The organism is Oribacterium sp. KHPX15, from assembly GCF_900107835.1.
In the GTDB taxonomy this organism is placed as follows: Bacteria; Bacillota; Clostridia; order Lachnospirales; family Lachnospiraceae; genus Oribacterium.
The window spans coordinates 50582-63415 of record NZ_FNRG01000004.1 but is presented as its reverse complement, the minus strand read 5'-3'; the positions used below and the strand labels follow the sequence as shown (position 1 = coordinate 63415).

The following is a 12834-nucleotide window of genomic DNA, read 5'->3' as shown; positions in this document are numbered from 1 at the left end:
CCCCTCTCAATGTTTTTTTGTTATTTCATTATGTCAGGATCAAAAGCCGATATCCGATATCAGTTCACTTTCTTTCCTGTTATATATACTTCCTTCGGCATATTATGACTGAAGCCCTCCTGCTCAGCCTCAAGCAGGTTGTTATCGAACACCAGAAAATCCGCGTCCTTTACCACCAGCGCCGCAGCTTGCGGGTTATCCTTATCAGCCGTAAATATTTTTGCGTTTTTGATGATCATGTCTGCTCTCATCATTGCTCTCCTCGTTATCTGATGTTCCCTCCACCGAGGGGTGGTGGGAACAGGAACACGTCGAAATTGCGGTTCTCTCCCGATCAGGGATCCGGGCTTCCTCCTTAGGATTTCTGCTCGCGTTCTGCCACGATATCGAAAAGGTAGTGGGGGGTAAAGTACTTGTCCATGAACTGGTAGTAATTAACCAGAGGGAGCACGGCCTTGTACTGGTCGGTCAGAAGCCCCTGTTCGATATGCATGTCATCAGGTCCTGCAATGACCAGGACGTTCTGGTCGTCGACCGAATACGGCTTCCAGTCGATCTTATCTGTCGACGGGTTGCCGCAGCGTGCGAAATTGGTCCACGTCTGCTGAACGAACTTGAAGATCTCATCGGCGATGTTCGTGCCGTTGAAGGTGCTGTTCGTCCCGGCGCCGCGATCGTTGAACACGAATATGATTTCCACGGAATGTGGGGCGCCCATATCCGCAAAGCTGGCCGGATACGACCAGTAATAGCAGAACGTCTTGTTGAACGCGCTCTGCACGTCGAGCTGATTAAGCATGGGAACCCGGAACATGAGCTCATTGATGAACTCCGTCTCAGCAAGCCCCGGCTCCTGGAACCTGCAGACCCGGTAGAATTCCTCGTAGTACTTTTTGTCCTCCTCCTTCAGGTAGGGGACTGCATCGCCCACGGCGCGCCGGGCGAATTTCTTTTGCTCTTCTATGTTCATCTCCGGGCCCTGACCCATGAACAGCCTGGCTTCATCGGCCGTGCTGCCTGCCATAATGGATATGTGCTTTGCCAGACCCTTCTTATACAGCTCGATGGGCGCCTCGGGGAGCACCTCCGTTCCGTAGTAGGGACAGGACGTGTACCTGCTGACCGCCTGGACATAGGCCTCCTGAAGCTTCTCTTCGGATAACGCCATTATGTCGTCCATGGTCTTGCAGCCGGTGTACTCGAGCAGCGCCTTCGTTTTGCCCTGCGCGGATTCGCAGTCCACCGGGAAGGCCAGTGTGGTGGAGCCGCTCTGGGCGATGACCTTCTGGAAATACTGGTTCGCCTCCTTCATGACCGGCAGAATGGAGACCGAGCCGCCTCCTGCGCTCTGGCCGAATATGGTCACGTTTCCGGGGTCACCGCCGAAAGCGGCTATATTCTCGTGCACCCACCTGAGCGCCATAGCCTGATCCAGCAGGCCGTTGCATGGTGCCGTCCCAAAGCTTTCGCCGCCGGGCACTGACGAGAAGTCCATGAAGCCGTACATGCTCAGGCGGTAGTTGATGTTCACCATGATGATGTCACTTTGTGCCTGGACGAGGTTGGCTCCGCTGTAGCAGGCCTGGGAGCCGGAGCCGTCGACATAGGCCCCGCCGTGAATCCAGACCATCACCGGCTTCTTCGCGGTCTTGTCATCTTCGTTTACCCAGATATTCAGATAGAGGCAGTCCTCGGCAGCCTGATTCTGAACGTAATCTCCTCCCTCGCTTTGGCCGTAGGATCTCTTTCCGTAGTACCTGGCCTCGAAGATACGGTCGCTCTCGTCCACGTATTCCGGTGCCTTAAAGCGGCGCTCGCCCACGGGCGGCTTCGCAAAGGGGATGCCCAGCCACGACGCGACCCCGTTCTCCTCGGTTCCGACGAAGGTGCCGTTCACGCACTTCACTGCATGGGCCTTGTCATAGTCTCCCGTGATTTCGCTGTTTAAGTAGTCGTAAGGCTCGAACCTGATTAAATCCTTGAATTCCCTCTTCATGTCACTCACTGTTTTGTTCTCCTTTCTGTATTGCCCTGTTTTCCACGAAATCAGAATTTCGCCCCAACTGATGCCACGCCCTGATATCAGATGGAGTAGTATTTGGTCAGGTCATAGGTTCTCTCCCAGTCAAGGATCTTTCTCACGGCTTCCTTCTCCGCATGAATGTCGAACTCATCGAAGACCATCACATACCTGTCCTTCAGGTCGTACATCGGCCACTCATGCGCTTTGCCATCGGGAGAAATGTCCGCCGTAAGGGACGGGTTGCCGGTCTTTGCGAACTGGACCCACATCCTGCGCAGGGTCTTACAGAAGGTTTCATCAAGCGCCCTCCCGGTAACGAGAGTTTCCTCCGGATGATTGAATACGACCGCAAGCTCGATACCGTGTCCGCTGCGGATCAAAGGTGTTCCGGATTCCGGCGTAAAGTAATAGGTAAAGTGTCTTCCCCCCGCTTTTGTCTGACCTTCAGACATCTTAAACACCGGCGCTATAAAACAAATCTGGTCAAAAAACCGGCTGTCGCTGCTGTATTCCGGACTTACATCCTTCGCGTTCCCCAGATAGCTCTCCGCCAGTGCCTTCTCATCCTCTGTCATTTGTGCCAGCTTCTTTTCTCTTCGGTCACTGGCGAACGCATCGTAGGCTTCCACCCCAAACCCCCACACGAAATAACCCATTTCATCCTTGTTGAAGCCCTGGAGTATGTCCACATTCTTCGCAGCCCCGTCCTCGTAAGCTTTATAGGGATTAAGGGGTATTATCCTTCCGTCACGCTCCGCCCAGGTACGAAGGTTGAGTGCGATTCCCGCTTCATGTAAGAACTTTTCTACTTCAACCTTCTGCAGATCAGCAACGGTTTTGCATCCGAGGATCTCCATCACTTCATTCGTACAGGCAATGGATTCCTCCGTAGACCGCGTGAAAACGGGAGTGCCGCTCTCGGCAATGACGCGGCGGAAATATTTCTGGGCGCCATCGATCAGCGGAAGCGATGTCACGCTTGCGCCGCCGGCGGATTCACCAAAGATCGTCACATTTTCGGGATCGCCGCCAAAGGCAGCAATATTCTCATGAACCCACTTCAATGCCATTACCTGATCTAAGAGCCCCAGATTCTGGGCATCCGGATAGTCCCCTCCGTCCGGAAGGTGGGAGAGATGGAAGAAGCCAAAGACACCCAGGCGGTACTCGACGGAAACCAGAATGACATCCGGATTCTCTTTGACGAAATTTGTCCCCTCCTCCCGCGGTTCAGCAGTCGACCCGATCTCAAAAGCACCGCCGTGGATCCATACCATGACAGGCTTTTTCTCTGTTCCCGCATTCTCTGCCTTCCATACGTTCAGATACAGACACGCTTCACTCTGAGGGTAAAACGACCCCACCTGACCGATGCTTCCCTCCTGACGGGGGATCTTTCCAAAGTAATACGCCTCATACACGCCGTCATCGCTCACGCAGTCCACCGGTGCTTTCCAGCGAAGCTCACCCACGGGCTGTTTCCCAACGAAGGGAATGCCCTTGTAAGCAATGACACCTTCCGACTTCCTGCCGATGAAGGTGCCGTTCACGCACTTTACCGCCAGCGACTTGTCATAATTTCCGTCCGTGATCTTTTTGTTCTCGCCATACAGCGCCTGTACTCTCTCTGCTGCCTCCCTCACTATGTTCTCGTCATTAGTAATACCTGCCGCATTATTCTCAGCACCCATTTTATTATTCTCCTTTCTGAAAATGAAATCTCTTTTTCTTAAAATATATTTTTAGGTTTTGAATATGTTGTTTTTTCTGATTTTTCTTAATAAGTCGGCTACAATAGATGTAACTTGACACACAGAAATATTATATTGGAAATAACGTTAAAAAACCGTAAAAAAACAATTTACGAAAATATATTTTAATCGAAATCATTTTTTATCAAGCTTATATTTCCAAATTTTAGGAGGATTATAGTTGGATATTCAGACTTCTTTATCCGGTAGGAAATTCGGAACTTTTCAGAAGATTTGTTTTGGAATCATGTCTTTCCTGACCCTGTTTTGTATCCTAATGTCGGTAATACATAATGTTTTTCGCGACAGCTATATATTGCTTATCAATAGTATATGCATTATTAGTCTTGTATTTATGACAGTGTTAACCGGAATTTTGGCATCAAAAAAAGAAGAAACTACATTACCCGGGCGGTATTTCATGCTGTTTCTTCTTAATCTTTATGCCGGAGCCTTTTTCCTGACACTTGTGTCCTGTTTATATCAAATCCCAAAATATGCTCAAATCATCAGAATACTTTATACCCTGTGTTACTTTTTTGTAATGCTGGTCTTTTGGACTCTGTGGCTTTATCAGAAACAATTTATCAGAGAATCTGTTGTGACTCATGCCGTTACTGTTTTGATAGCTTCAGTAGTTATCATTTACACATTTATACTCGTCATTAATCTGTTTAAGCCTGTTATTTTCAGCATAACGGATCAGAGCGGTTATTCGTATATGATTAAGGATTATTTCAGTGTTGCTGCATCATGTTTCTGCCTCTTGCTTTTATGTGTAGCCACCTTTACATCCAATCTCAGCAGAAACCGGAAATTCTCATTTTTTTGCTGTGTTTTTTTCCCCTGTCTTTTTTCAACAATTGCCATAAATCATGAACTTTTTAAGTGGGGGATTTATATCTTGGGGTTAGTCAGCTTTACAGTAATACTGCCGCTGTATCTTATTTTCTTTAATGCCCATGATGAGCTTGAAAATGACATTCTGCGACATGAAAAAGAACAGACTCAGCTTAGGGTTTCTGCCATGATGTCTCAGATGCAGCCACATTTTTTGTATAATTCCCTTGCTGTTATAGAGGCCCTTTGTGAAGAGGATCCAAAGCTTGCCGCTGAGGCCACCAATGCCTTCTCTAAGTATCTCAGGGAAAATATGAATTTTGCAGATAAGAGTAAACCTATCTCGTTCTCAGAAGAACTGAATCACATAAAGACCTATGTCTGGCTCGAGGAACTGCGATTCCCAAACAAATTAAGGGTAGAATACGATATAGAATGTGATGCCTTTCCTGTTCCTGCACTGTCGGTACAGCCCATGGTTGAAAACGCAATTAAGCATGGTATCTGTAAGACCAAATCAGGCGGAACGGTAAGGATTCGCTCTTCTGAAACAGATGCATTTTACTGTATCTCAGTTTCAGATGATGGAGCCGGGTTTGATGTACAAAAAACCATCGACGACACAAAGCTTCACCTGGGCATAAATAATACCCAGTCCCGCCTCCATGACATGGTAGGAGGCAGCCTGGATATAGAAAGTGTTCCCGGAAAAGGAACCGAGGTGACGATTAAGATTCCGAAGAATTGATGGGACCAGGAGACAGAGTTACTGTTTCATGGATTTGTAGCTTTGTCCCTATAACGCATTCAGCCAGAAATAATATTAGCCCGAGCCTGCAATGGTTGTTCGCTGGCTCAGGCTTGTTTTATTCTGACATATGTTTTCTAAGTTTCAAGTCGGAAGCGTGTCGCTTCGGCCCAAGGGTACTGTTGCATATATGCACCTTTATATCGATTCAGAACCATAGGTTTTCCGTCAAGATAATCAAAATAATCGCATCTGACCTTTGATTTGTTTATTCCAAGGTTTCCCCAACCTTTGATAAGAATATCTTCTTCCCCGATATCTGAAAGAACCTTGATAAGGTCTTTTTTTACAACCCTGATATAAGAGTCGGCACTGCCGCGGAAAATGCTGTCGCAGATATCTGAGGAGGAACAAACTGCCCCTGCCTTATCAATAAGATAAGCCAGAAGTTCTTTAGAACGTTTTGTAAATGAAATGATGGGTTCACCATCATAGAAAACCTCAAATTCACCAAAACAGCGGATATACAGCCCCTGCTCAGTGATCTTGCTAAGGTTGGTCTGACGGAGCAGAGACAGAGCGTGTTCAATCTTCTCTTTGGTAATAGGCTTCATGAGATAATCACTGGCTCCCAGTTCAAAGGCCTGAGTGGCATAGTCACTGTAACCCGTGCAGAAAACAATGTCACAGCAGGGATGAACAGTTTTGATGCGTTTAGCCAGGTCAACACCGTTCATTTCACCGATAGCAATGTCAAGAAATGCGATATCAGCATCTGTCTCAGGTAAGATATCAAGCACATCGTCAGTATTATCAAAAGCCAGAATTTCAGCTTCAGGCAGAGCATCATGTATGCGATTAGTCAAATGTTTTAACAGGATGACCTCATCCTCTACAGCAAGTACCTTCATTTTTGCATTTCCTTTCCCACTTAATGCATCTGATTTTCAAAATTGCATACCCCTGTCACTTATGATGTCGAGGAAAGCAGTATTTCCGACATCTGTAATGTTGTAGGCATTGACAGCGGCAAATACAGCCGCCATGATCTGATCAAGGTTTCCCAGATTCTGGGTGTCGGGATAGTCCGCACCATCATCCAGGTCTGCTTTCTTATTTCGATTTTTTAGAATATTTTTCTGAATACTTTTCTGTGATCTCCGTAGGCAGCTCAAAATGCTGGTAATCCTTCCGATCAGTCCAGTCGCCGCCCCACTCGAAGCCCTTTTCCGTAAAAAGTTTGTAACAGAGATCATCTTTTTCTATTTTGTAATCAAAGTTCTTTGATCTGTTCAGGTAAGGTTTTCCTGTAGCCGGTTCTATCACTTCTTTTTCAGTGCCGTCTTCATTTTTAACGATCTTATGGTAGGGGTTGTATAAGGTGTTGATATCAACAGCCATTCCAAGGCCATGCTTTGAGATTTTATTCGTGTGTGATATAAACCTGAAATTAAAGCTGGAGGAGTTGTTATCACGCATCATGATCTCATCATCAGCCATATAATTATCAGGAAGAACCATACGTTCTATGGGGTAATCAGCATCATAAAGTTTCTCGAAAATCTCAAGTACATCTTCGGCGATAAGCTTATGAACCACCATTTCTCCCTGATGGGTGTTGCCGTCCTTATCTTTGTGCAGCACCAGAAGATAGCGGAGATCTTCACGGGGAACAATGCAATCATCCTTATAAGTATTACCACTCTTCATCCGGTCAAACAGATCATCTGAGATTAACATAAGGAGAACGGCTTTTTTTGACATAGGGCATTTCCTTTCATTCTTGTTTGTCTCATATAATTCTACATAAAATCGCACTACAAATATCGGCAATTGTTTGACATTTTATAAAAAATTATCAAAAACCCCATCGGGGACGAATCTCGCCGGCGAAATCCGTCCCCGATGGGGTTGACATTTAACTTTATTTGATTATTACTTCACCATGAGCATGCGGAACATCTCAATTACCTGCTCTTTTGTAGCCTCACGAGGATTTCCGGGATAGCATGCATCGTTAAGTGCATCTGTAGCAAGAGTATCGAGGTCCTCTTCCTTGATCTTATCAAGAGTCTTAGGAATTCCTACATCCTCTGAAAGCTTCTTTACAGCTTCGATAGCGGCATCACGATACTGATCCTGAGTCATATCGTCTACACCCTTAACGCCCATAGCTCTTGCAACCTCTCTGAGTCTCTCACCTGTGTACTCACGGTTGAATTCCATGGAGATAGGAAGGAACATAGCACATGCTACTCCATGAGGTGTGTCATAGTGAGCTGAAAGTGTATGAGCCATTGCATGATCGATACCGAGACCAACATTGGAGAAGCCCATACCTGCGATGTACTGACCGAGAGCCATTCCCTCTCTGCCCTCTTTCTTATTCTCAACTGCATCACGAAGATTTGAAGAAATAAGACGGATAGCCTCAAGATGGAACATATCTGTCATTTCCCAAGCTGCTCTTGTGGTATAACCCTCGATGGCATGAGTAAGAGCATCCATACCGGTTGATGCTGTAAGGCCCTTTGGCATTGAAGACATCATCTCAGGATCTACAACAGCAACGATTGGCATATCGTGGGTATCTACACAAACGAACTTACGCTCTTTTTCAACATCAGTGATAACGTAGTTGATGGTAACCTCTGCAGCTGTACCTGCAGTTGTAGGAACAGCGATGATAGGAACGCAAGGATTCTTTGTAGGTGCAACACCCTCAAGAGAACGAACATCTGCAAACTCAGGGTTTGTAATGATGATTCCGATTGCCTTTGAAGTATCCATGGAGGATCCGCCGCCGATAGCAACGATGCAGTCTGCACCTGACTTTTTGAATGCCTCAACACCGTTCTTTACATTCTCGATGGTTGGGTTTGGCTTGATATCTGAATAAATCTCATATGGAATCTTTGCTTCATCAAGAAGAGTTGTAACCTTTCCTGTAACTCCGAACTTGATGAGGTCAGGATCTGATGCAACAAAAGCCTTCTTGAAACCGTTGTTGTTTATCTCATTAACTATCTCCTTGATGGCTCCTGCTCCATGATAAGATGTCTGATTAAGTGAAATTCTGTTTGCCATAATACGCAATCTCCTTTAATTGTGAATATCTATGTGTTAAAAATTTAACACGTTCTTATGGGAGTATTCTACATCTTTAGAATGCGTAATATAAGTTACAGATTTTCACTTTTGTAACATCTTAGAGAATATTTATTTTTGAGAATTGATCTGCCAGCGCTCCCGGCATGGCATCTATCATGAGATCGGCAAGTTCCTCTTCCGTTTCCTGCATGCCCTTCAAAAGCCACTGAACAGTCATATAAATGGAGGCCTGACAATACATCTCCAAAAGCTTCCGGGTATGTTTGTCGGGAGGTGTGCCGGTTTTTTCTCTGATAAGGGAACAGTAAAATTCATAGATCATTATGAAGTCATGTTCCTTCAGATTATTCTGTTCATCTCCTTTGAATCCCGCAGAAAAAAATAATCGCTCTTCCCTGATGTACTGGAACTTCTTTATGAGACCGTCACGAACGGTCTCTCCTTTTCCCATCTCCTTGAAGGATTGCTTTAATATGCGATCAAAGTACCAGTTTATAAGGTCGTATTTATCTATAAAATTCCTGTAGAAGCTCTGCCTCGAAACACCGCACTTCTCAACTATCTGAGTCACGGTAATGTTCTCGGGATCTGCACTTTTCATACATTTCTTCATGGCTTCCGCAAGCCTTAGTTTAATTTCAGCCATAGTTTGTCCTGTTTTCGAATAGTTTTGTGTTTTTGTTTTTTGTTCCTCAGCTCTTGCTGATGATCATATAATACACTCAAAAGAAATTATCATTTTCAGATGAAGTTTACACCAGTTATATCATAAAAAAACCGCCCGGGGAAATATCCCGAGCGGTTTTTGGTCTCATATCACAGCTCTTCGCCGTTTGTCTTTATTACATTCCTGTACCAGTCGAAGGACTTCTTCTTTCTTCTTGCAAGAGTTCCGGTACCGTCATCGTATTTCTCAACAAAGATAAATCCGTAACGTTTTGCCATCTCTCCTGTTGAAGCAGAAACCAGGTCGATACAGCCCCAGGGTGTGTAGCCCATGAGGTCGACGCCTTCCGAAACGGCCTTCTTCATCTCCTCGATATGCTGACGGAGATAATCGATTCTGTAGCTGTCGTTAATGCTTCCGTCCTCTTCTATCTCATCGTAGGCACCAAGACCGTTCTCCACTACCATAAGAGGAATGTGGTATCTGTCGTAGATTTCATTAAGTGCAAATCTGAGTCCCTGAGGATCGATCTGCCAGCCCCAGTCGGAAGCCTTAAGATAAGGATTCTTAAGTCCCGCAATGAGGTTTCCGTCAGATTTCTCATTCTCGGGATTTGCACTGATGCAGTTTGTCATGTAGTAGCTGAAGGTATAGAAATCAATGGTTCCTGCTTTGAGATCCTCAAGGTCGCCATCCTCAATCTTCAGCTTAACGCTGTATTTGTCCCAGATGCTCTGTGCAAATGACGGATATTCTCCTCTTACCTGAACATCTGAACAGTACCAGTTAACTTCTCTCATGTGCTCCTGATTTAACAGAACGTCATCAGGCTTACAGGTCATAGGATATGAAAGCACGAAGCAGATCATATTTCCCATCTTGAACTGAGGGTAATGCTCATGTGCATACTTTATCACACGGGCGCTGGCAACGAACTGATGATGAAGAGCCTGATAGCGCTCCTGCGGTTTGTCCGGAACCTTGTTTACAGGTCCCTCAAATCCCTTGATGGTTCCTGTAGAAAGAACTGCACCGAAGGGCATGGTGCCTGCATTGATCTCGTTAAATGTAAGCCAGTACTTAACCTTATCCTTATATCGCTCAAACAGCACGTGGCAATATCTCTCAAAGAGTTCGATGAGCTCTCTTCCCTCCCAGCCGTTGTACTTCTCTACAAGGTTGTATGGAAGCTCATAATGAGAAATAGTTACCAGAGGTTCGATGCCATGTTTTTTACAGCAGTCAAAAAGCCTGTCATAAAACTCAAGGCCCTTTTCATTGGGCTCAGTCTCCTCGCCTGTTGGGAAGATACGGGTCCAGTTGATGGAAGTACGGAAGCATTTGAATCCCATTTCTGCAAAGAGGGCAATGTCTTCTTCGTAGTGATGATAAAAATCTATTGCCTCATGTGAAGGATACAGTGTGTCAGGCTCTATTGTACGGGTTACTCTCTTGGGAGTCTTATGACTTCCGTTTGTACACATATCGGAAACGGAAGCGCCCTTTCCGTCGAGGTTCCAGGCACCTTCACACTGGTTGGCAGCTACTGCGCCGCCCCATAAAAAGTCTTTTCTCAATACTGACATATAAACTCCTTTTCTAATACAACAGGCTGAATGTCCAGCTCTGATGCCAATGTTTCTATGTATTCACGACGCCGTCTTTCATGAGATTTACCGGCGGCATCGTGACCAATGTCTCTAAAAGTACTCTGCTATTAAACTACTGTCAGAAGGTTGTCGCCGTTCTGTACGTTTACGCTGTCTGTAGCCTTTACTGAAACATAATCCTCTGAGTTAGTAACAATGATAGGTGTGATGATCTTCTTTCCGGCCTCTTCAATAGCCTTAAGATCAGCTGTCATGAGAAGGTCACCCTTTTTAACGTGAGCACCTTCAGTAGTCTTGTACTCAAATGGTGCACCATTAAGTTCTACTGTGTCTATTCCTACGTGGATAAGAAGTTCAAGTCCGTCATCTGTTGTGAATCCGATAGCATGCTTTGTGTCCATCATTGAGGTTACAACACCGTCAGCAGGGGCATAAACATTGCCATCCTCAGGGATAACTGCAACACACTCACCGAGTACGCCTGTGGAGAAGCCTTCATCAGGAATCTCTGCCATAGGAACAACCTTTCCGGTTAAAGGAGATGCGATTTCAAGCTTCTTTACAAGGGGCTTCTTAACCTCTTCCTCAACAGCCAGTGCTGCTTTTTCAGTTACAGCTGTCTCTTCCTCATCTTCCTTATAAAGAATAGTCGTAAGTACAAATGGAACTCCGATTGCGATGATTGCTCCGATGATTCCGAAGTAAACTCCGTTCATAGGCTTTTCACCACCGATAAATGTGATGATGGAGAAAAGTGAAGGTGAACCACCCATTGTATAGCCCTTAACACCTGTGATACCTGTGAAAAGACCTGCAATGCCTGCACCGATAACAGCAGCGATCATTGGCTTAACTTTTGCAAGGTTGATACCATACATGGCAGGCTCAGTTATACCGGCTACTACCGCAGAGATTCCGCAGGCGATACCTTCAGACTTTGTATCTGTATTCTTTGACTTGGCAGCTACACCGAGGGATGCTCCGCCCTGTGCAAGGTTTGAACAGAACATGGTTACCATTACGATGACGTCAAAACCGAGAGTTGCAAGGTTGTTCATGCAGAGAGGTATAAGAGCATAATGCATACCTGTCATAACGATGAATGGCATCAATGCAGAAAGGATACCAACTGTAAGCCATGGAACTGCGTTGTACATTGCTGAGAATACTCCGGCAAGTACATTACCGATGACATTTCCGAGAGGTCCTAAAACGCAAAGAGCTATCGGTGTACAGATTAAAAGGAAAAGCATCGGCTTCAGGAATGCCTTAACTACGTTAGGTGAAACGCGATCAGCGAAATCTTCAACAGCCTTCATTACCGGTGCCATAAGAAGGATAGGCAAAACGGAGGAAGTGTAGGTTGCTGTGATAACCGGAAGACCGAAAAATGATGTAGCCGGCATGCCCATGAAGGTTCCGAGAGGAAGATCTGCATTGGAACCTGCCAGAAGGTTTACAATGTCAGGATATACCATCATGGTTGCGATTACCATATAAAGTGCCGGTGAACCATTCATCTTCTTTGCAATCTGGTAAGCCAGGAATACGGGCAGGAAATAGAAGAAAGAATCTGCCATTCCGTAAAGAATCACATATCCTGAAGTTGCCTTGTCCATGAGACCGAATGTCGTAAGAAGTGTAAGGAGCACCTTTACCATACCGGTTCCAAGCATGGCAGGAAGAAGCGGTGTCATGCAACCGGCAACAAATCCGAAAAGTCTCTGAACTGCATTACCTGTTGGCTTAGCAGCCTTGCTGCCCTCTGTGAAGTTTCCGAGCTTTGAAAACTCCTTAAAAAGATTTGATACTTCGTTTCCGATAACGATCTGATACTGACCGCCCTGCTTTACAATAGATTTAACGCCTTTGATGCTTTTAACCTGATCGTCGTTTGCTTTTGTTTCGTCCTTAAGTGTGAGACGAAGACGTGTCATGCAGTTGGTTGCATTTGAAATGTTCTCAGCTCCGCCTACGGCTGCGAGAATCTTCCTGGAAGTCTCCTGATAATCGAGTGCCATTGTTTTTCTCCTTTATGATGAATAAATAATGTATATGTCCAGACAGTGCGCATCTGTCTTAGA

11 protein-coding genes are annotated in these 12834 nt (G+C 45.5%); 1 reads left to right on the top strand and 10 read right to left on the bottom strand.

Features of this window, described 5'->3' with window-relative positions; translation table 11 throughout:
- Positions 1-59 precede the first annotated feature (59 nt).
- The 4 genes from BLV86_RS04085 to BLV86_RS17735 all read right to left on the bottom strand — a co-directional run bounded on the left by BLV86_RS04085 (position 60) and on the right by BLV86_RS17735 (position 4644).
- Complete coding sequence (locus BLV86_RS04085) at positions 60-254, bottom strand: hypothetical protein (RefSeq protein ID WP_139297876.1); 195 nt, start codon at positions 252-254, stop codon at positions 60-62.
- A 101-nt stretch (positions 255-355) separates the two neighbouring features.
- A complete protein-coding gene (locus tag BLV86_RS04080) occupies positions 356-1996 on the bottom strand; it encodes a carboxylesterase/lipase family protein (RefSeq protein WP_242840083.1) in 1641 nt (546 codons plus the stop codon).
- Positions 1997-2082: 86 nt separating this feature from the next.
- The gene (locus BLV86_RS04075; RefSeq protein ID WP_031550883.1) at positions 2083-3714 is read right to left on the bottom strand and encodes a carboxylesterase/lipase family protein; all 1632 of its coding nucleotides are present in this window, start codon (positions 3712-3714) and stop codon (positions 2083-2085) included.
- Positions 3715-4506: 792 nt separating this feature from the next.
- The gene (locus BLV86_RS17735; protein WP_175456435.1) at positions 4507-4644 is read right to left on the bottom strand and encodes a hypothetical protein; all 138 of its coding nucleotides are present in this window, start codon (positions 4642-4644) and stop codon (positions 4507-4509) included.
- A gap of 34 nt (positions 4645-4678) precedes the next feature.
- Between BLV86_RS17735 and BLV86_RS17730 the strand changes: the two genes are divergently transcribed.
- On the top strand, positions 4679-5362 hold the full coding sequence (locus BLV86_RS17730; RefSeq protein WP_175456434.1) for a sensor histidine kinase: 684 nt from the start codon (positions 4679-4681) through the stop codon (positions 5360-5362).
- A gap of 137 nt (positions 5363-5499) precedes the next feature.
- On the opposite strand, the gene BLV86_RS04065 is transcribed toward BLV86_RS17730, so the two are convergent.
- The 6 genes from BLV86_RS04065 to BLV86_RS04040 all read right to left on the bottom strand — a co-directional run bounded on the left by BLV86_RS04065 (position 5500) and on the right by BLV86_RS04040 (position 12771).
- Positions 5500-6273: a response regulator gene (locus BLV86_RS04065; RefSeq protein WP_031550890.1), complete on the bottom strand. Its 774-nt coding sequence runs from the start codon at positions 6271-6273 to the stop codon at positions 5500-5502.
- A gap of 202 nt (positions 6274-6475) precedes the next feature.
- Positions 6476-7126 (bottom strand): M15 family metallopeptidase, encoded by a 651-nt coding sequence (locus BLV86_RS04060; protein WP_090815226.1) that lies wholly within the window; start codon positions 7124-7126, stop codon positions 6476-6478.
- Between the two features lie 171 nt (positions 7127-7297).
- Positions 7298-8449, bottom strand: a complete 1152-nt coding sequence (gene fucO, locus BLV86_RS04055) for a lactaldehyde reductase (protein WP_031550901.1) — start codon at positions 8447-8449, stop codon at positions 7298-7300.
- 121 nt (positions 8450-8570) lie between these two features.
- Positions 8571-9119 carry a TetR/AcrR family transcriptional regulator gene (locus tag BLV86_RS04050; protein ID WP_090815225.1) on the bottom strand — a complete coding sequence of 183 codons (549 nt, stop codon included), beginning with the start codon at positions 9117-9119 and terminating at the stop codon, positions 8571-8573.
- A gap of 170 nt (positions 9120-9289) precedes the next feature.
- Entirely contained in the window at positions 9290-10726 is a 1437-nt protein-coding gene (locus BLV86_RS04045; protein WP_090815224.1) for a 6-phospho-beta-glucosidase, read from the bottom strand.
- Positions 10727-10857: 131 nt separating this feature from the next.
- Positions 10858-12771 (bottom strand): beta-glucoside-specific PTS transporter subunit IIABC, encoded by a 1914-nt coding sequence (locus BLV86_RS04040; protein ID WP_090815223.1) that lies wholly within the window; start codon positions 12769-12771, stop codon positions 10858-10860.
- Positions 12772-12834: the final 63 nt, after the last annotated feature.